This window comes from Caulobacter sp. 17J65-9 (assembly GCF_010975005.1).
Taxonomy (GTDB): Bacteria; Pseudomonadota; Alphaproteobacteria; order Caulobacterales; family Caulobacteraceae; genus 17J80-11.
The window spans coordinates 27,573-45,886 of record NZ_JAAIVC010000013.1; the positions used below are offsets into that span (position 1 = coordinate 27,573).

The 18,314-nt window shown below is 71.4% G+C and carries 15 protein-coding genes; 7 read left to right on the plus strand and 8 right to left on the minus strand.

From position 1 onward, the window contains the following. Positions 1-174: 174 nt before the first annotated feature. Positions 175-2,601 (plus strand): ATP-binding protein, encoded by a 2,427-nt coding sequence (locus G3573_RS04155; RefSeq protein WP_163259589.1) that lies wholly within the window; start codon positions 175-177, stop codon positions 2,599-2,601. Here the strand turns inward: G3573_RS04155 and G3573_RS04160 are convergent. From G3573_RS04160 to G3573_RS04170, 3 genes are all read right to left on the minus strand, one after another. Beyond that, on the minus strand, positions 2,543-3,253 hold the full coding sequence (locus G3573_RS04160) for a hypothetical protein (protein WP_163259590.1): 711 nt from the start codon (positions 3,251-3,253) through the stop codon (positions 2,543-2,545). The genes G3573_RS04155 and G3573_RS04160 overlap by 59 nt on opposite strands. 199 nt (positions 3,254-3,452) lie before the next feature. Beyond that, a complete protein-coding gene (locus G3573_RS04165) occupies positions 3,453-3,767 on the minus strand; it encodes a hypothetical protein (protein WP_205598062.1) in 315 nt (104 codons plus the stop codon). A gap of 92 nt (positions 3,768-3,859) precedes the next feature. Then, on the minus strand, positions 3,860-5,452 hold the full coding sequence (locus G3573_RS04170) for a serine hydrolase (RefSeq protein ID WP_163259591.1): 1,593 nt from the start codon (positions 5,450-5,452) through the stop codon (positions 3,860-3,862). Positions 5,453-5,609: 157 nt separating this feature from the next. Between G3573_RS04170 and G3573_RS04175 the strand changes: the two genes are divergently transcribed. The 4 genes from G3573_RS04175 (at position 5,610) to G3573_RS04190 (ending at position 9,040) form a co-directional block, all read left to right on the plus strand. Continuing rightward, positions 5,610-5,813 (plus strand): hypothetical protein, encoded by a 204-nt coding sequence (locus G3573_RS04175; protein ID WP_163259592.1) that lies wholly within the window; start codon positions 5,610-5,612, stop codon positions 5,811-5,813. Between the two features lie 90 nt (positions 5,814-5,903). Continuing rightward, on the plus strand, positions 5,904-6,122 hold the full coding sequence (locus G3573_RS04180) for a hypothetical protein (protein ID WP_163259593.1): 219 nt from the start codon (positions 5,904-5,906) through the stop codon (positions 6,120-6,122). A gap of 273 nt (positions 6,123-6,395) precedes the next feature. Then, positions 6,396-7,937: an arylsulfatase gene (locus G3573_RS04185; protein WP_163259594.1), complete on the plus strand. Its 1,542-nt coding sequence runs from the start codon at positions 6,396-6,398 to the stop codon at positions 7,935-7,937. A gap of 50 nt (positions 7,938-7,987) precedes the next feature. Then, on the plus strand, positions 7,988-9,040 hold the full coding sequence (locus tag G3573_RS04190) for a PAS domain-containing sensor histidine kinase (protein WP_163259595.1): 1,053 nt from the start codon (positions 7,988-7,990) through the stop codon (positions 9,038-9,040). A gap of 6 nt (positions 9,041-9,046) precedes the next feature. Here the strand turns inward: G3573_RS04190 and G3573_RS04195 are convergent, their stop codons facing one another. Continuing rightward, positions 9,047-10,252, minus strand: a complete 1,206-nt coding sequence (locus tag G3573_RS04195) for an acyltransferase family protein (RefSeq protein WP_346427340.1) — start codon at positions 10,250-10,252, stop codon at positions 9,047-9,049. Between the two features lie 109 nt (positions 10,253-10,361). On the opposite strand from G3573_RS04195, the gene G3573_RS22515 reads away from it, so the two are divergent. After that, the gene (locus G3573_RS22515) at positions 10,362-11,210 is read left to right on the plus strand and encodes a LytTR family DNA-binding domain-containing protein (protein WP_163259597.1); all 849 of its coding nucleotides are present in this window, start codon (positions 10,362-10,364) and stop codon (positions 11,208-11,210) included. A 19-nt stretch (positions 11,211-11,229) separates the two neighbouring features. Here the strand turns inward: G3573_RS22515 and G3573_RS22400 are convergent, their stop codons facing one another. Further along, positions 11,230-12,942, minus strand: coding sequence for a calcium-binding protein (locus tag G3573_RS22400; protein ID WP_276208669.1), 1,713 nt, complete (start codon positions 12,940-12,942; stop codon positions 11,230-11,232). Positions 12,943-13,142: 200 nt separating this feature from the next. Between G3573_RS22400 and G3573_RS04210 the strand changes: the two genes are divergently transcribed. Further along, entirely contained in the window at positions 13,143-13,514 is a 372-nt protein-coding gene (locus G3573_RS04210; protein ID WP_163259599.1) for an STAS/SEC14 domain-containing protein, read from the plus strand. Between the two features lie 150 nt (positions 13,515-13,664). On the opposite strand, the gene G3573_RS04215 is transcribed toward G3573_RS04210, so the two are convergent. The 3 genes from G3573_RS04215 to G3573_RS04225 all read right to left on the minus strand — a co-directional run. Then, positions 13,665-15,494 carry a DUF885 family protein gene (locus tag G3573_RS04215; RefSeq protein ID WP_163259600.1) on the minus strand — a complete coding sequence of 610 codons (1,830 nt, stop codon included), beginning with the start codon at positions 15,492-15,494 and terminating at the stop codon, positions 13,665-13,667. Positions 15,495-15,884: 390 nt separating this feature from the next. Beyond that, positions 15,885-17,717, minus strand: a complete 1,833-nt coding sequence (locus tag G3573_RS04220; protein WP_163259601.1) for a DUF885 family protein — start codon at positions 17,715-17,717, stop codon at positions 15,885-15,887. A 248-nt stretch (positions 17,718-17,965) separates the two neighbouring features. Further along, on the minus strand, positions 17,966-18,314 hold a 349-nt coding region (locus G3573_RS04225; RefSeq protein WP_163259602.1), incomplete at its 5' end, for a YidB family protein.

Consider the following 18,314-nt stretch of genomic DNA (forward strand, 5'->3'; position numbering starts at 1 on the left):
GCATGGTCGCGGTCTCAAGCGTGTCTGTCCAGCGTGCGCGGCCACGCGTCACGTAGAAGTTGCGGGCGGCCCCTGCTTAACCAGTCGATAGCCGTCGCCCTGTAGGGAGGCCGACTTTTCCGGGGAGCACGCGGCCGAGTGGGCGGGGCGAGCGCGATCGCGAACAAACAGTCTTTGAAGGCCTGGGCGGATTTCCGGGCGGCGGCGACCTGCGCGCTGGTCGTGTTCGGCTGCGTGGTGGCCAGCCTGGCCTTCACCACCGAGGCCGACCGGCTGGCGGCGCTGTGGCCGGCCAACGCCGCCATGCTCGCCTTCGTGCTGCGCAATCCGACGCGTCGCACCGACCTGCTTATGGTGTCGGCCTGGACGGCCAACCTCGCGGCTAATCTGACGATCGAACTGGCGCCGTTGCGCGCGGTGACGCTGGCGACGGCGAACTGCGCCGAGGTCGCCATCTGCGTGGAGCTGCTGCGCCGGCTCGGCGGGCCGACCCTGGACCTGACGCGGCTGCGTCACCTGAAGGCGCTGGCCCTGGCGGCGGTTTCCGCGCCGATGGTCAGCGGCGCCGTGGCGGCGGTCGCGCTGCATCTGCTGGACGGCGCGCCGGTGCTGTCGAGCTTCGTGCACTGGTGGGCCACCGACGGGCTGGGCCTGCTGGTGCTGACGCCGGCCTTCCTGCTGCTGTCGCCCCGGCGGCTGGGGCGCATGTGGCGGCCTGAGCTGCGGCGGGGGAGCCTGGGGCTGGCCCTGCTGCTGGCGCTCGCCCTGGCCGTGGTGTTCGGCCAGTCGCGCTACCCGCTGGGCGTGCTGGCGCCGGTGGTGCTGATGCTGATCGCCTTCCAGCGCGGGGTTACGGGCGCGGCCCTGGGCCTGCTGGCGACCGCCGTGGTCGGCAGCGCGGCGACCATGCACGGCGTCGGGCTGCTGGCGGGTGTCGAGACCCAGACCGAACAGGTGCTGGTGCTGCAGACCTATCTCGCGGTGACGGTGGCCGGCGCCCTGCCGGTGGCCGTCAGCATGGCCCAGCGCCGGCGGCTGGAGCGCTCGCTGACCAGCGCGCGCGCCGCGGCCGAGCGCAGCGAGCGGCGCTATCGGCTGGTTGCGGATCACTCGACCGACGTCATCACCCACCTGGACGTGTCGGGGCGCGCCACCTTCATCTCGCCGTCGTCCGCGGCCCTGATCGGGCGTCCGCCCGAGGGCCTGATCGGAACCGTCACCCTCGACCTCGTCCATCCCGAGGATGTCCAGCGGGTGCGGGGCGCCTTCCTGGCCCTGCTCGATCCGGCCGCCCCGGTCCGGGCGATCGAGTGCCGGCTGCGCCACGCCGACGGGCGCTGGATCTGGATCGAGGCCAAGCCGACCGCCGTGCGCGGTCCGGACGGCCGGGTCAGCGGCTATGTCGACGTCGTGCGCGACGTCAGCGCCCGCAAGGCGGCCGAAGCGGAGCTGGCCGAGGCCAAACTTCAGGCCGAGGCCGCCGCCGCCGCCAAGTCCGACTTCCTGGCCACCATGAGCCACGAGCTGCGCACGCCGCTGACCAGCATCATCGGCTTCTCGGGCCTGCTGGCCGGCTCGGAGCGGCTGGGGGAGGGCGAGAGCCGCCATGTCGAGCGCATCCGCGTCGCCTCGGAAGCCCTGCTGGGCGTCGTCAACGACGTGCTCGACTTCTCCAGGCTGGAGGCCGGCGCGGTCGAGCTGGACCCGCAGCCCTTCCAGCTGTCGGCCCTGGTCGGCGAGACCGTGGGCCTGGTCGCCCAGCAGGCCGAGGCCAAGGGCCTGAGCCTGGAGGCGGGGATCGAACCTGCCGACGCGGTGCTGGTCGGCGACGCGCCGCGCCTGCGCCAGGTGCTGCTGAATTTCCTGGCCAACGCGGTGAAGTTCACCGCCCGCGGCGGCGTCCGAGTCACGGCCGAGGTCCGGCCGGCCGGGCCGGCGCGCGCCCGCCTGAAGGTCTCGGTGCGCGACACCGGCATCGGCGTCGCCCCGGACAAGCTGGACCAGCTGTTCGACCGCTTCGTGCAGGCCGACGGCTCGATCTCGCGCCGGTTCGGCGGCACGGGCCTGGGCCTGGCCATTTCGCGGCGGCTGGTCGACATCATGGGCGGCGAGATCGGCGTCGACAGCCGGCCGGGCGAGGGCTCGACCTTCTGGTTCGAGGTCGGCCTGCCGCTGGCCGACGCGACCGCCCGTCCGGTCGCGGCCGCGGTCGCGCCGCTGTCGACCGCGCGGGTCCTGATGGTCGACGACAACGCCGCCAACCGCGAGCTGGGCCGCGCCCTGCTGGAGGCGGCGGGCCTCGAGGTCGACACCGCCTGCGACGGGGTCGAGGCGGTGGAAGCGGTGAAGGCGCAGGCCTACGCCGTGGTGCTGATGGACGTGCACATGCCCGAGATGGACGGCATGGACGCGACCCGCGCGATCCGGAGCCTGGGGCCGAGGTTCGCCAGCCTGCCGATCGTGGCCCTGACCGCCAACGTCCTGCCCGAGGCCGTCGCCCGCTGCGGGGAGGCCGGCATGGACGACCACGTGGGCAAGCCGATCATCCCGGCTCAGCTTTATGCCGCCCTCGGCCGTTGGCTTCCCGCGGAGGCGGCTTGACCGGAGCCTTTTCCGCCACCAGCTCCGGACGGCGCTCGAACATCGGGAAGACGTCGTCCAGCGGCCGCGTCTCCGGCAGGATGTAGACCACGCCCTTGGTGCCGGTGAAGGCGGGGCGGATCACCTCGTCGAAGAAGGCGTCGGGCACGTTGATGCAGCCGAAGGTGATGCGGTTGTCCTTGGGGGTTGGGGAATTCAGCCGCGACAGCCGGCGTTCCCGCGGATCGACCAGGGTCACCTGGCGCAGCGGGTGCATGGAGATGGCCGTCTCATAGTCCACCCAGAGCACGTCTTCCTTGCCGGGGCCTTTTCCGAAGGCGGCCACGAAGCGGCCGGCGGGGGTGGTGCGTTCCTCGGGGCGGATGTTGGACAGTTCGCGGTCGCCGACGCCGGGCGTGCTGTCGTCGCCGTGGGCCAGGCCGATCAGGACGGGCGCGAGGCCCGTCATCCGGCCTTCCGGGTCGAACACGAACACCTCGGTCTCGATCTTGTCGATGACGACGAAGGGCAGGCCCTCGTTGTCGCCCGACGCGACCACCCAGTCGGCGAAGCTGGCCACGGTCGCGGCCGCGAAGGCCCACGCGCGTCCGGCCGCTTCCTTGTCCTTCGGATCTTCCTTCGGATCTTCGGCCTTGGGGGCGACCGCCTTCACCGCGACAGCCTTCTTGGCGGCCGCGTAGGCCGGAGGCGCGGACGCTCCGGCCGCAAGGACGCAGAGGCACGCGGTCCAGGCCGCGAGCCCCGTCCTTCGGGGATAGCGCATAGCCCGCTCCAATGAACGCAGGACGAGCCGCCGACAGCGGACGCCGGGGCTAGACTTCGCCCCGGACGCCCGTGTCGCTCACGTCAGGTCAGTTCCGGGGCTTCTTGGTCTGCTGCATCTGCATGGCCCGCTGCTCGAGGCCGTCGACCCGTTGGGTCAACTGGTCGAGCCGCTGGTTGGCCGTGCGAGCTTCGCCGGCGGCCGCCTGGGCCGCGCTGCCCGCGGCGTCGGCGCGCTGGATGGCGTCATTCGCCTTGGCGTCGACCCCGTCGATGCGACTGTTCACGGCGGCGATCTGCTCGTCCACGTACTTCGTCGATGCGCACGCGCCGAGAGACGTTCCACCCACGAGCAGGATCGCAGCGAGCCAGACACCTGCCTTCGGATTCTTCAGCCGGGTCATTTTCCCAAAGTCCTCGCTATGGACCTCTGATTGTCCTCCAATCGGGGTCGCGCAGATATCGGGTGAACCCCCTAGGGCATGTGCGGGGGCCGTTACGCCCCGATCCGTTTGAATTTCAGGTGCTGGAAGTCGTAGCTGAAGTCGGCCAGCGGCGAGAACGCCTTGGCGGTCACCTCGACCGGACGGCCGCGCTTCACGGCGAAGGTCAGGACGGCGTCCTCCACCGTCGGGTCGGTGAAGCGGGTGCGGAAGGCGTCCGGGCCCCAGGGCTCCAGCGGCCCCTGGAAGGCCGGGGTCTTCAGGAAGGCGACCTTCAGGCCCTCGCCGTCGCGGCGCACTTCCAGATCGCCGTACCAGGGATCGCGGTAGAGGCCGGCGTAGCGGGCCAGCGGCGCGGTCGGGCCGCCGACCGGCTTGCCGGTGTCGGCGGCCTTCAGGGTGGCCAGCGCCGCCTCGCGACGGGTCTGGCCGCGGTTGCGGTAGTAGGCTGCCCAGTCGAAGGCCGGCGCGCCCATCAGCCGGTCCAGCAGGGCGTTGCGCAGGCCGTTCTGCACGCCGACCTCCTCGGCGTTGGTCAGCACGGTGATCCCGACCCCGCGGCCGGGGATCATGGCGGTGGCGGTCAGCTGGCCGTTCATGGCCCCGCCGTGGGCCACGACCCGCTCGCCGCGCCAGTCGAACACCTGCCAACCCAGCGCGTAGGTCGCGAACAGCGAGCGGCCCGGTTCGTCGGCGGTCGGGCCGGCCGAGGTTCCGATCAGGGTCTGGGGCGCCCACATCTCGTTGGACTGGATCTCGCTCCACACAGACTTGCCGTCGGGACCCAGGCCGCGGGCCAGCTGGATGTGCAGCCAGGCGGCCATGTCGCGCGCGCCGGCCTGCACGCCGCCGGCCGGGGCGAAGGAATCCGTCTCCTGGCGCTCGACCACCCGCATCTCGCCCATGCCGTACACCGGACCGCCCAGGCGGGCGTGGCGGGCGGCGATGTCCGCCGTGCTGACCAGGGACGGGGCGGGGACCGCGTGGGCCATGCCGGCGGGCCGGAGCACGCGCTCGGTGACGAAGCTCTCCCAGCTGGTCCCGGTCACCCGCTCGATCAGCTGGCCGGCGGTGACGTAGAGCACGTTGTCGTAGTCGTAGCCGGTGCGGAAGCCGCGCACGGGCGCCAGGTAGCGCAGGCCGTGGACCACCTCGGCGCGGGTGTGGGTGGTGGTCGGCCAGATCATCAGGTCGCCGGCCCCCAGCGGCAGGCCGCTGCGGTGGGTCAGCAGGTCGCGCACGGTCATGGCCTGGGTGGTGGCCGGATCGTACATGGCGAACTCGGGCAGGCGGCGGACCACCGGCTCGTCCCAGCTCAGCTTGCCCTCGTCGACCAGGATGGCCAGGGCCGCGGCGGTCATGGCCTTGGTGTTGGAGGCGACGGCGAACAGGGTGTCGGGGGCGACCGGCTCGGGCGAGCCCAGCTTTCGCACGCCCCAGCCCTGGGTCAGGTCGGGCTGCCCCGGCCGCACCACCGCCAGCGCCACGCCGGGCGTGCCGAACTCGGCCATGAAGGCGTGGACCAGGCCGTCGAGGTCGGCCAGCGGGTCGGCCGCCTGCGCCCAAGCCGGACGCGCGACCGCCGCGGCCAGACCGACCGCCGCCCCGGACGCCAGCAGCGCCCGCCGATGGATGAACCCGCTCACGCCCAGATCCCCGACTCGCTTCGGCTCGAAGCATCACGGTTGGGGACGGCTTGGCAATGCGGCAACGGGCCCGCGACGATCTGCCCGGTTCACGCCGTCGGAGGGCGGCCTAGCTTGGCCTTGGCGGGGGCGCACAAGAACAAGAGGGAGCGAAGCCATGGCCTTCGATCTCGGCCCCGAGCCGCACCACCCCAACTGCCCCAGCTGCAAGCGTCCGGTGACCGACCACGACGCCGCCACCCGGCTGGTGTTCCGCGAGGACCAGAGCGGCTGGCGGGGCTATTCCGGCCTGTGGCACGACCTGTGTTCGCGCCCCTACTGGGAGAAGGCCGCGCGCATCATGGGCCGGCTGGACCGCTGAGGCCCGCGACGATCCGCGCGGTTCGCAAGGCCGGCCGAGGTTCTAGCTTGTCGGGGCGCGCCTCGGGGGCGCGCGTCTGCGAGCTGGACCATGGCCTTCGATCTCGAACCCGGCGGCGACCCGCGCGGCCCCTGGTGCCCCAAGTGCAAGCTGCCGGTGATGAAGGGCCAGCCGCAGACCAAGATGACCTTCCCGGAGGACCCGGACGGCAGCCGCGGCATGAGCGGCCTGTGGCACGGCGAATGCTCGCGGCCCTTCTGGGACACCTTCTCCCATGTGCTGGACATGCTGGGCGGGTTGAAGAAGTAAGCCGATCCTCCCCCGAGCGAGCGAAGCGAGCGGTGGGGGAGGGGGACCACGCGTAGCGTGGTGGAGGGGGCTCGCCCTGGCGCGACGGATGCCGCGCGCTCCGCTGGAGCCCCCCACGGCGGCTTGCAGCCGCCTGCTCCCCCCAGCGCTGACGCTCGGGGGGAGATCTAAAGGCCCCCTAGGTGATCGGCGCCCCCGGGCTCGGGGCGCTCCCGATGGTTCGCCGCAGCCCGGCCGTGCTCCGTACTCGCGTCCATGCGAGCGGAGGCCGACATGCCGAACGGGAAGCCGAACATCCTGGTGATCTGGGGCGACGACATCGGGATCGCCAACCTCAGCTGCTACACCCACGGCCTGATGGGCTACCGCACGCCCAACATCGACCGCCTCGCGGCCGAGGGCATGAAGTTCACCGACTGCTACGGCGAGCAGAGCTGCACGGCGGGCCGCTCGTCCTTCATCACCGGCCAGAGCGTGTTCCGCACCGGCCTGTCGAAGGTCGGCACGCCCGGCGCCGACGTCGGCCTGCAGGCGGAAGACCCGACCATCGCCGAACTGCTCAAGCCGCTGGGCTACGCCACCGCCCAGTTCGGCAAGAACCACCTGGGCGACATGAACAAGTACCTGCCCACGGTGCACGGCTTCGACGAGTTCTACGGCAACCTCTACCACCTGAACGCCGAGGAAGAGCCGGAGCTGCCGGACTGGCCGTCCAAGAAGGATTTCCCGAAGTTCAACGAGCGCTACGCGCCGCGCGGCGTGCTGCACTGCTGGGCCACCGACACCGACGACGCCACCACGCACGAGCGCTGGGGCCGGGTCGGCAAGCAGAAGATCGAGGACACCGGCCCGCTGACCAAGAAGCGGATGGAGACCTGCGACGACGATTTCGTCGCCAAGGCCAAGGACTGGATCCGCAAGCAGAAGGAGGCCGGCCAGCCGTTCTTCTGCTGGGTCAACACCACCCACATGCACCTGCGCACCCACACCAAGCCGGAGAGCCTGGGGCAGGCGGGGCGGTGGCAGTCGCCCTACCACGACACCATGATCGACCATGACAAGAACGTCGGCCAGCTGCTGGACCTGATCGACGAGCTCGGCATCGCTGAAGACACCTTCGTCATGTACTCGACCGACAACGGCCCGCACATGAACACCTGGCCGGACGGGGCCATGACCCCGTTCCGCAGCGAAAAGAACACCAACTGGGAAGGCGCCTTCCGCGTGCCCATGGCGGTGCGCTGGCCCGGCAAGATCAAGGCCGGCACGCTCTCCAACGAGATCGTCCAGCATCACGACTGGCTGCCGACCTTCCTGGCCATCGCCGGCGAGCCCGACATCGTCGAGAAGTGCAAGGCGGGCCACAAGGCCGGCGACAAGACCTTCAAGGTCCACCTCGACGGCTACAACCTGCTGCCCTACCTGACCGGCGAGCAGGAGAAGAGCCCGCGCCCGGGCTTCATCTATTTCAGCGACGACGGCGACCTGGTGGCGCTGCGCTTCGACAACTGGAAGGTCGTGTTCATGGAGCAGCGCGCCAGGGGCACGCTGGACGTGTGGGCCGAGCCGTTCGTGGCGCTCAGGGTTCCGAAGATCTTCAACCTGCGAACCGACCCGTTCGAGCGGGCCGACATAACCTCGAACACCTATTGGGACTGGTTCCTCGACCACGACTACATCGCGCTCGCGGCGAACATGGTCGTCGGGCCGTTCCTGGAGACCTTCAAGGACTTCCCGCCGCGGCAGAAGGCGGCCAGCTTCACCATCGACCAGGCCATGGAGAAGATGACCGAGGCGGCGTTCGGCGCGCACTGAACGAGGCGAGGCGGGGCGAACTGTCCGCCCCGCCGCCATGTTGGCCCGCTGTGACCGACCATCCCTCCGAGCTCGACCGTCTGCTCGCCGTGCCGGAGGCGCGGGCGCTGATGGACGCGCTGATGAGCTACACGCCGTCGATCACCACGGTCGTGCGCGCCACCGACCTCAAGGTGCTGCGGGTCAGCGACTTCGCCTCCGAATTGCTGGGCCTGATGCCGGTGCCGCGGGAAGGCGTGCCGTTCGACGTCTACGCCGGCGGCTTCAGCGCGTTCGATGCCGAACGGCGACCGATGCGCTTCGAGGACCGGCCGCTGATCCGGGCGGTGCGCGGCGAGGTGGTGCACAACCAGTTCGGCTATGTCCAAGACAGCGCCGAACGGTGGGTCCCGATCGTCTGCAACGCGGCGCCGATCCGTGACGCGGAGGGCAGGGTGATCGGCGCCATCCTGTCCTGCACCGACATCACCAAGCAGAAGCAGCTGGAAGACGAACTGCGCGACGCCGCGGCCCAGAAGGAGGCGCTGTTCCGCGAGCTGGCGCACCGGGTGAAGAACCACCTGCAGATCATGTCGGGCCTGATCGCGCTGGACGCCCGCGACGACAGCCTGAGCGCCGCCGAGGTGGCCGAGCGCAACCAGTACCGCCTGCGCATGCTGGCGGCGGTCTACGACAGCCTGACCCAGGCCGAGGCCGGCGAGCGGATCGGCGCGCGCGTCTTCGTCGACGACGTCTGCCGGCCGTACCGGACCGAGCAGGTGGCGGTCGACGTAGACGTCGAGCCGGCGGACCTGACCCTGGCCCCGGACCAGGCCGCGCCGTTCGGCATGCTGCTGAACGAGGCGGTCTGCAACGCCTACAAGCACGCCTTCCCCGACCGCGCCGGGCGGGTGCAGGTCAGCCTGCGGCGCGCGGGCGAGGGGCTGGTGCTGGAGGTGGTCGACGACGGCGTGGGCCTGCCGGCCGAAGCCGCCGACCGGCCGTCGCACGGGCTGAAGCTGATGCGTCTGCAGGCCGACCAACTGCACGGCAGCCTGACCATCGGGGACCGGCAGGGCGGCGGCGCGGTGGTCACCGCCGCCCTGCCGGAAGCGCCGGCGTGACCGGCCTCAGCCGGGCGCCAGTTCGGGCACGAGCGGCTCGGCCTGGCGCCGCGGCCGGGCTTTCAGGCCGAACAGAGGCCGCAGCCAGCCCACGCGCCGCACGACCTCGAAGGTCAGCAGGCATCCGCCGGCGGTGATCGCGATCAGCAGGCCGGCCTCAAGCGCCACGGGCAGGCCGAGCCGGGCCAGGTGGTGGGCGGCCACCACCGTGATGGTCTGGTGGACGATATAGAACGGGAAGACCGCTTCGGTGAGATAGCGCAGCACGGGGCCGCCGCGGGTCAGCCGACGCCGGGCGAAGCCCAGGATCGCGGCGATCGCGCTCCACTGCAGGGCGGCGTAGACCACGCGCATGCACACGCGCAGGGTTTCCGGCGGCACGGCGTCGTCGCCGCGGTAGGTCCAGGCGTAGGTCGCCCAGGCGGCGTAGGCGGTGAGCGCCAGCAGCAGGGCGGGCCAGCGCAGGCGCACGAAGCCTTCGGTGATCCGCTCGGACCGGACCGTCAGGAAGCCGAGCAGGAAGACGCTGAACGAGAGGGCGTGGTTGTACCAGTCGTCGATCAGGGCGTGGGTGATCTCGAAGCGCGGCGCCAGGAACATGCGGAAGACGGCCAGCATGAGGATCGGCCAGACCAGCAGGCCGGCGCCCGCCAGCGGCCGCTCGAGCGCGCGTCCCAGGGCCAGCAGCGGACGCCGCGCGATCCGCAGCACGACGCTCAGGACCTGCACGTAGACCAGCAGGTAGGCGACGAACCACATGTGGTTCCAGGTCGGCGTGGTCAGGCACCCGTCGGCGTCGCACCAGTGACCGGAGGCCGAGGCGTACTTCAGCCAGAAGGCGCCGTAGTCCATCGACCAGCCGGGCAGGGACTCGACCAGCTCGTAATAGGACTGCGGCGGCACGATCACGAACATCGCCAGCAGCAGGGGCGGCAGCAGGCGCGCGGTGCGCTCCCACACCAGCCGTCCCGCGCCCAGCCGGTCGGCCATGAACCGCACGGCGCATCCGGAGATGAAGAACAAAAGGCTCAGCCGCCAGGGGCTGCTGCCCATCATGAGCAGTTCCAGCGTCTCGCTCTGGCGCGGGCTCTTCACGTGCCAGTCCCAGGTCACGTAGAACATACCCACGTGGTACAGGATCAGCAGGGCGAAGGCGCCGACGCGGATCCAGTCCAGGTCGTAGCGGCGGTCAGGCGGGAAGTTCGGTGTCACGGTCAACGGTCCTCAGAGCGAGCGTTTCGCCCTGTTCCGCCGACGTGGCGTGCGACGGAAGCCGTCCCGGGACCGGCGGCCGGACGGCCGTGACGAGCGGAGGCGCTCGGTGACCAGCGGCGGCGTTTCCGGGACGAGCGGCGGCGGCCCGCTGCGCAGCTACGCGATCGTGGCCGCGATGGTGACCGCCTTCGGGCTGGTGAACGCGCTTTCGCTCTCCGACGAAATGGTCCGCAGCGGCGACAGCCTGCCCCGGTGGGTCCCGTTCGCCCTGGAGGGCACCAGCAACCTGGCGGTTCTGCTCATGTCGCCGCTGGTCGCCTGGGCGGTGCGCCGCGCGCCGCCGGGCGAGGCCGGCTGGCGCACGCTGCTGGCCGTCCACCTGCCGGGCTCCGTCGCCTTTTCGCTCGGTCACGTGGTCCTGATGGTCGCGCTGCGCCACGCCGTGTGGGCGGTCGCGGGGCGGTCGTTCCAGTTCGATTTCGCCGGCGAGTGGCTCTACGAGTACCGCAAGGACCTGCTGGGCTACGCCCTGCTGGCGCTGGTGTTCTGGCTCGGCCGACGCCGGGCCCGGCGCGCCGAGCGGCCTGACGCCGCCCCGGACGAAGCCGCCGCGCCGGCCTTCGTGACGCTCCAGGACGGCGTGCGGCCGGTGCGGTTCGCGGCAGGCGAAGTTCTGGCCGCCGAAGCCAGCGGCAACTACGTGGAACTGGTGCTGGCCGGGGGACGGCGGCCGCTGGTGCGCACCACTCTGGCCCGGGCGCTGGAGGCGCTGGCCGCGCACGGCTTCGTACGCACCCACCGCTCATGGATCGTGTGCGCCGGGCGGGTCGTCGAGGTGGATCCCACCGGGACCGGCGATTGGCTGCTGCGGCTCGACGGCGGGGTGGAAGCGCCGCTTTCGCGACGCTTCCCCGAGGCGCTGCGCCGGATCAGGGAGCAGCAGGCCGCCGCCTGACCCGGATCAGTCCCAGCGGCTATCCCCAGTGCCAGGGATCGATGCTGGTCATGGAGCCGAGGGACACGCTCTCGACCGTCACCGTCTCGCCGGTGGAGAAGGCGAACACCACGTCCGGCCCGACCTGGGTGACCGAGTAGGTCGCGCCCGTGCCGGCGAAGGCGGAGAAGTCCAGGGTGTCCTCCGTGCCGCCGGCGATGAAGTCGCCGATCACGTCCGAGCCGGAGCCGGGCTGGAACACGAAGGTGTCGTCGCCGGCGCCGCCCTTCAGGGCGTCGTTTCCGGCCCCGCCGTCCAGCACGTCGTTCCCCTTGCCGCCGCTGATCTCGTCCTTGCCGTCCCAGCCGGTCAGGCGGTTGTCGTTCTCGTCGCCGATCAGCACGTCGTCGCCGTAGGAGCCGCCCAGGTTCTCGATGGACTTCAGCGTGCCTGAATTGCCCCAGCCGTCGTCGACGATCTGGCCGATCGACAGGTCCACCCACACGCCGTTCGTGCCGTAGTCGATCTCGGCCACGCCGTCGCCGTCGGTGTCGACCAGGCGGGTCTGGGTGAAGACCAGGATGCTGTCGATCCCGTCGCCGCCGTCGACCAGGTCGGGCGCGTCGTCGATCTGGAAGGTGTCGTCGCCCTTGAAGCCCTCGGCCGTGTCCTTGCGGGCGGCCAGGATCAGGTTGTCGCCGTCGTCGCCGTAGAACTGGTCGTCGAAGATGGTGCCGGCCCCAAGGCCCTCGATGGAGTCCATCTTCTCCTTGTTGCCGTAGCCGTCGTTGTAGACCGTCTGGTCGCGCAGGTCGGCGATCACGCCCTGGGTGGCGTCGAAGTGGTAGAAGCTGACCCGGTCGAAGCCGGCCCCGCCGATGAACACGTCCTCGCCCGCGCCGCCGCGCAGCTGGTCGTCGCCGTCGCCGCCGTCCAGGGTGTCGTTTCCGGCCCCGGCGCGGATCATGTCGTCGCCTTCCCAGCCGTTGATGACGTTGTCGCCGGCGTCGCCGGTCAGCACGTCGTCGCCGGCCGAGCCGCCCAGGTTCTCGACGTTCCAGATCCAGCCCGTGCCGCCCCAGCCGTCGTCCTGGATGCGGTGGGCCTCCAGGCTGACCCGCACGCCGTTCGTGCCGTTCTCGATCTCGGCTATGCCGTCGCCGTTGGTGTCGACCAGGCGCATCTGCGAGAAGCGGAGGATGGTGTCGATCCCGTCGCCGGCGTCGAGGAAGGCGACCGCGTCGTCGATCTGGAAGGTGTCGTCGCCCTTGAAGGCTTCGATGTGGTCGCCGCGGGCGCCCAGGATCAGGTTGTCGCCGTCGTCGCCGTAGAACTGGTCGGCGAACATGGTGCCGTCGCCCAGGCCCTCGATCGAGGACATCTTCTCCGCGTTGCCGTAGCCGTCGTTGTAGACCTTCTGGACGCGCAGGTCGGCGATCACGCCCTGGGTGGCGTCCAGGTGGAAGAAGCTGACCCGGTCGATCCCGGCCCCGCCGTCGAAGCTGTCCTTGCCAGCCCCGCCGCGCAGGTAGTCGTCGCCGTCGCCGCCGAGCAGCTTGTCGTTCCCCTCGTCGCCGCGGATGTAGTCGTCCCCGTCGCCGCCATCGAGCACGTCGTCGCCGAGGCCGCCCAGCAGGTGGTCGGCGCCGTCCTTGCCGTACAACTCGTCGTTCCCGGCCAGGCCGAGGATGGTGTCGTCGCCTGACGTTCCGGCAAGCACGTCGGCCGCGGCGGTTCCCGTGATGGTAGGCATGGCGATGGCTCCTGAAGACGCGCGGACCGGGCGCAGCCGCCTGTCGCACGCGAAGGTGGGCCGCCTTCTTCGCATCGCCGGGCGGAGGTCCGGCAGGGCGTTTGTCTCAGGGGGAATTTACGGATGGACGCGCGCCGCAGCCCGGCGGTCGGGGCGAACCGGCGGTCCGTCCCGGGCGTTGGAGTCCGAGGAAGGTCCCCATGATCGACATCCTGCCCGCGCCCGAAAACGTCGCCGCCTACCGGCTGTCCGGCCGCATCACCGGCGAGGACTACGACGGCCTGGTCGCCGACCTCGAGACCCGGCTGGAGACGCACGACAAGCTCGGCGTCTACGTCGACCTGATCGAGTTCGACGACATGACCGTGGAGGCCGCCTTCAAGGACCTGCGCTTCGGCCTGGCCAAGCTGGGCGACCTGCGGCGCTTCCCGCGCGAGGCGGTGGTCACCGACAAGCAATGGGTGAAGGCGCTGACCCGCTTCGCCGACCCACTGCTCCCCCACGTCGAGGTGCGCACCTTCGCCCCCGACCGGCGCGACGAGGCCATGGCCTGGGCGGCGCAGGCGCGGTGAATAGATCCTCCCCCTCTGGGGGAGGGGGACCGCGAAGCGGTGGAGGGGGCTCGTCTTGGCGCGACGGAAGCCGCGCACTCTGCTGGAGCCCCCCACGGCGGCTGACGCCGCCTGCTCCCCCCAGCGCTGACGCTCAGGGGGAGATCTAAGTCAGGCCGCCTTCATCCGCGCCGCCGTCCAGTCAGCAACCACCCGGCCCAGCACGTCCAGCGGCATGGCCCCGCCCAGCAGCACCGCGTCGTGGAAGCCCTTCAGGTCGAAGCGCGCGCCCAGCTTGGCCTTGGCCTGTTCGCGCAGGCGCACGATCTCCAGCTGGCCGATCTTGTAGCCGCAGGCCTGGCCGGGGATGACGCAGTAGCGGTCGATTTCGCTCTCGGCCGCGCCGGCGGCCAGGCCCACCGTCTCCATCATGTAGGCGACAGCCTTCTCGCGGCTCCAGCCCATGGCGTGCAGGCCGGTGTCCAGGACGATGCGGGCCGCGCGGTAGAGCATGGACTGCAGGTAGCCCAGCTTGCCGACCTCGTAGCCGTCGTACATGCCGGCCTCCAGCGCCAGCTGCTCGGCGTACAGCCCCCAGCCCTCGGCGTAGGCGTTGAAGGCGAGCGTCTTGTGCAGCAGGGGCGTGCCTTCGGCCTCCAGCGCCAGGGCGCCTTGCAGGTGATGGCCCGGCAGGCTCTCGTGATAGGTCAGGGTGGGCAGGGCCCACTTCGGCCAGACCGCGGTGTCGACCAGGTTGATGTAGTAGGCGCCCGGGCGCGAGCCGTCGACGCTGGACGACTGCGAGTAGCCGCGCGGCGCGCCCAGCTCGATGGCCGGCGGCACCCGGCGGACCTCGACGGCGGCCTTCGGCAGGTGGGCGAACAGCTCGGGCAGGCGCTTGCGCATCCCGTCGACCTGCACGTTCAGGTCGGCCAGCAGGGCGGCGCGGCCGTCGTCGGTGTTGGGGTAGAGGTACTTCGGATCCTGGCCTAGAGCGGTCAGCCGCGCGCCGACCGACCCTTGCGTCAGGCCTTGCTGCTTCAGCAGGGCGTCGGCCTCGGCGACGATCTCGGCCACCTGCGACAGGCCCAGCTTGTGGGCTTCCGCCGGGGTCAGGCCGGTCGAGGTCTGGAAGCGCAGGCACATGGCGTAATACGCCTCGCCGCGCGGAAGGCGGGCGACGCCGGCCTCGTGCGTGGCCGTGGCCTGCCAGGAATTGAGCAGGGCGATCTGGCGGTCCAGCGCGGCGGCCAGCGGGCCGTCGACGATCTTCGCCGCGCGCGCGCTCCAGTCGCCGGCCAGGCCCTTTGCCTTGGCGCGGCCAGCCAGGGAGGTGACCAGACCGGAGCTCTCGCCCGACTGGCCACGCAGCGCGGCCAGCTGGGTCAGGGTCTTGCTCAGGATGAAGCCCGGCGGGATCGCGCCCGCCGCGCCGTCGGCCCGCGCGCTGGCGGTCTCCTGGTCCAGCGCCCGGGCGAAGCCGTCGAGGCGGGCGAGGTAGGCCTCGGCGTCCTCGCGGGTCTCGACGGTGTGCATCGAGTTCAGGAAGTCCGGCACGGCCTGGTAGGCGCCGGTCATCTGGCTGATCAGGTAGGGCGCCTGGTCGCTGGTGGCGTCGACGCCGCCGAACGGGTACTGGGCGACCTCGGCCGTCATGTCGGCCAGCCAGGCCACGGTGTCGAAGTCGCTGGCGGCGCGGCCGGTCAGCGCCTTGCGGTCGATCTTCTTCAGGGCCGGGCGCGCGTCGGCCAGGGCCTGCAGCTGAAGCAGACGCTTGCCCGGCGAACGGTCGTCCAGCTTGCTCTTGAGCGCCGCGCGCGCGCCGGTGTCGAGGCCGAAGGTGGTGGCCGTCTCCGGGCTGTCGCGCAGCATCTGCTCCATGATGCTGTCATAGAGCGCGGCCGCCTGCGCTTGCGGGCCAACCGGGCCGCGGGCAAACGCCGGCGTCGCGGCCGCGGCCGTCAGCGCGGCCCCCGACATCAGAAAGGCCCGGCGATCCATGGTGTGCGACTCCCCCCGCGCCGAGACGGCGCCGGCGGGATGTGGTCAGCGCCGCGGTTGGGCGTCAAGCGGACGGAGAGGCGCAGTCCGAAGATCTCCCCCCTCTGGGGGGAGGAGCCGCGAAGCGGCGATGGGGGGCTCCAGCGGAGCGCGCGGGCGCCGACACAAATCCGCTCATCCCCGCGAAAGCGGGGACCCAGAGCGCTAGCGGTCAGATCCTGTCAGCCCGGCACGAAGCGCGTGCGAAGCCCGTGGACGTCGCGTGCTGGGTCCCCGCTTTCGCGGGGATGAGCGGTTTGGGGGCTGAAACCGCGCGCTCCGCTGGAGCCCCCCACGGCGGCTTGCAGCCGCCTGCTCCCCCCAGCGCTGACGCTCGGGGGGAGATCTAAGTCAGGCCGCCTTCGCCATCCGCGTCGCGGTCCAGTCGTCGACCACGCGGCCCAGCACGTCCAGCGGCATGGCCCCGCCCAGCAGCACCGCGTCGTGGAAGCCCTTCAGGTCGAAGCGCGCGCCCAGCTTGGCCTTGGCCTGTTCGCGCAGGCGGACCATCTCGATGTGGCCGATCTTGTAGCCGCAGGCCTGGCCTGGCCAGACGCAGTAGCGCTCGACCTCGCTCTCGGCGGCGCCGGGCGCGAGGCCCACGGTCTCGACCATGTAGGCGATGGCCTTCTCGCGGCTCCAGCCCATGGCGTGCATGCCGGTGTCCAGCACGATGCGCACGGCGCGGTAGAGCATGGACTGCAGGAAACCCAGCTTGCCGACCTCGAAGCCCTCGTACATGCCGCTTTCGAGCGCGAGCTGCTCGGCGTAGAGCGCCCAGCCCTCGTTGTAGGCGTTGAAGCCGAGCGTCTTGTGCAGCAGCGGTGTGCCTTCCGCCTCCAGCGCCAGGGCGCCCTGCAGGTGATGGCCCGGCAGGCTCTCGTGGTAGGTCAGGGTGGGCAGGGCCCACTTCGGCCAGATCTGGGTGTCGACCAGGTTGATGTAGTAGGCGCCCGGCCGCGAGCCGTCGACGCTGGACGACTGCGAATAGCCGCGCGGCGCGCCCAGCTCGATGGCCGGCGGCACGCGGCGGACCTCGACATTGGCCTTCGGCAGGTGGGCGAACAGGTCGGGCAGGCGCTTGCGGATCGCGTCGACCTGCACGTTCAGGTCGGCCAGCAGGGCGGCGCGGCCGTCGTCGGTGTTCGGATAAAGATACTTCGGATCCTGGCCCAGCGCGGTCAGGCGCGCGCCGACCGTGCCCTGGGACAGGCCTTGCTGCTTCAGCAGGGCGTCGGCCTGGGCGACGATCTCGGCCACCTGCGACAGGCCCAGCTTGTGGGCCTCGGCCGGGGTCAGGCCGGTCGAGGTCTGGAAGCGCAGGCACATGGCGTAATAGGCCTCGCCGCGCGGCAGGCGGGCGACGCCGGCGTCGTGGACGGCCTTGGGCTGCCAGGACTTGAGCAGGGCGATCTGGCGGTCCAGCGCGGCGGCCAGCGGGCCGTCGACGATCTTTGTCGCGCGCGCGCCCCAGTCGCCGTCGATCCCTTTTTCCTTGGTGCGGCGAGCGATGGAGGCGACCAGGCCGGCGCTCTCGCCCGACTGGCCGCGCAGCGAGGCCAGCTGCTTCAGGGTCTTGCCCAGGATGAAGTCCGGCGGAACCACCCCGGCCGCGCCGTCGGCGCGGGCGCGGTCGGTCTCCTGTTCGATCGCCTTGGGGAAGGCCTCGAGGCGGGCCAGGTAGGCCTCGGCGTCCTCGCGGGTTTCGATGGTGTGCTGGCTGTCCAGGAAGTCCGGCACGCTCTGGTAGGCGCCGGTCAGCTGGCTGACGATGTAGGGCACCGGATAGGTGTAACCGTCGACGCCGCCGTACGGGACCTTGGCGATCTCGGCCGAGATGTCGGACATCCAGGCGATGGTGTCGAAGTCGCTGGCGGCGCGGCCGGAGAGCGCCTTGCGGTCGACGCCCTTCAGCGCGGCCCTGGCGTCGGCCAGGGGTTTAAGCTGGCGCAGGCGGTTGGCGGGCGAGCGGTCGTCCAGCCGGGCCTTCAGCGCCGCGCGGGCGCCGGTGTCGAGGCCCAGGCCGGTGGCGGTCTCGGGGTTGTCGCGCAGCATCTGCTCGACGACGCGGTCGTAGAGGCCGGTCGCCTGCTGTTGCGGGCCCGCCGGGCCTCGCGCGAACGCCGGCGTCGCGGTGGCGGCCGCCAGCGCGGCCCCCGACATCAGAAAGGCCCGACGATCCATGGTGTACGACTCCCCCGACGGCGCTCTGGCGGCGCGTCGGGGGATGTGGCCAGCGCGGCGGTTGGCCGTCAAGCGAAGGGGCGTCGCGGCAAAATCCTCCCCCGAGCGCAGCGGTGGGGGAGGGGGACCGCCGAAGGCGGTGGAGGGGGCTCATCCTGGCGCGACGGAACCGCCGCACTCCGCTGGAGCCCCCCACGGCGGCTGGCGCCGCCTGCTCCCCGCAGCGCTCCGCTCGGGGGGGAGATCTTTCAGCTCAGCATCCGCCCGATCTCGTGGTCGTTCGGCAGGCGACCTTCGGGGGTGAGCTTGTCGACGGCGTCGGGCAGTTCGTCGGACAGTTCGGACAGCAGTTGCTCGCGGCCCAGGCCCGTCTCGACCTCCAGCTCGTCGACCGTGTGCGGGCCCAGCGCCTCGGCCAGCTGATGGGGGGCGATCTGCTGGTTCTGGCCGCGGCCGATCCAGGAATCGATCAACCCGCCGTGGCCGTTCTTGCCGAACTGCTCGACCAGGGCGCCCAGCGCGCCGGCCCCGCCCAAGCCCGCCAGCACGCCGCCCAGCCCGCCCGGCAGGCCGCCGCCGGTCTCGTGCGTGTCGGCC

Bases quoted from the DNA above. Each gene is read 5' to 3' on its own strand.
- G3573_RS04220 (WP_163259601.1), bottom strand. From the start codon at position 17,717: ATGGATCGTCGGGCCTTTCTGATGTCGGGGGCCGCGCTGGCGGCCGCC.
- G3573_RS22400 (WP_276208669.1), bottom strand. From the start codon at position 12,942: ATGCCTACCATCACGGGAACCGCCGCGGCCGACGTGCTTGCCGGAACG.
- G3573_RS04175 (WP_163259592.1), top strand. From the start codon at position 5,610: ATGGCCTTCGATCTCGGCCCCGAGCCGCACCACCCCAACTGCCCCAGC.
- G3573_RS04180 (WP_163259593.1), top strand. From the start codon at position 5,904: ATGGCCTTCGATCTCGAACCCGGCGGCGACCCGCGCGGCCCCTGGTGC.
- G3573_RS04185 (WP_163259594.1), top strand. From the start codon at position 6,396: ATGCCGAACGGGAAGCCGAACATCCTGGTGATCTGGGGCGACGACATC.
- G3573_RS04215 (WP_163259600.1), bottom strand. From the start codon at position 15,494: ATGGATCGCCGGGCCTTTCTGATGTCGGGGGCCGCGCTGACGGCCGCG.
- G3573_RS04210 (WP_163259599.1), top strand. From the start codon at position 13,143: ATGATCGACATCCTGCCCGCGCCCGAAAACGTCGCCGCCTACCGGCTG.
- G3573_RS04165 (WP_205598062.1), bottom strand. From the start codon at position 3,767: ATGACCCGGCTGAAGAATCCGAAGGCAGGTGTCTGGCTCGCTGCGATC.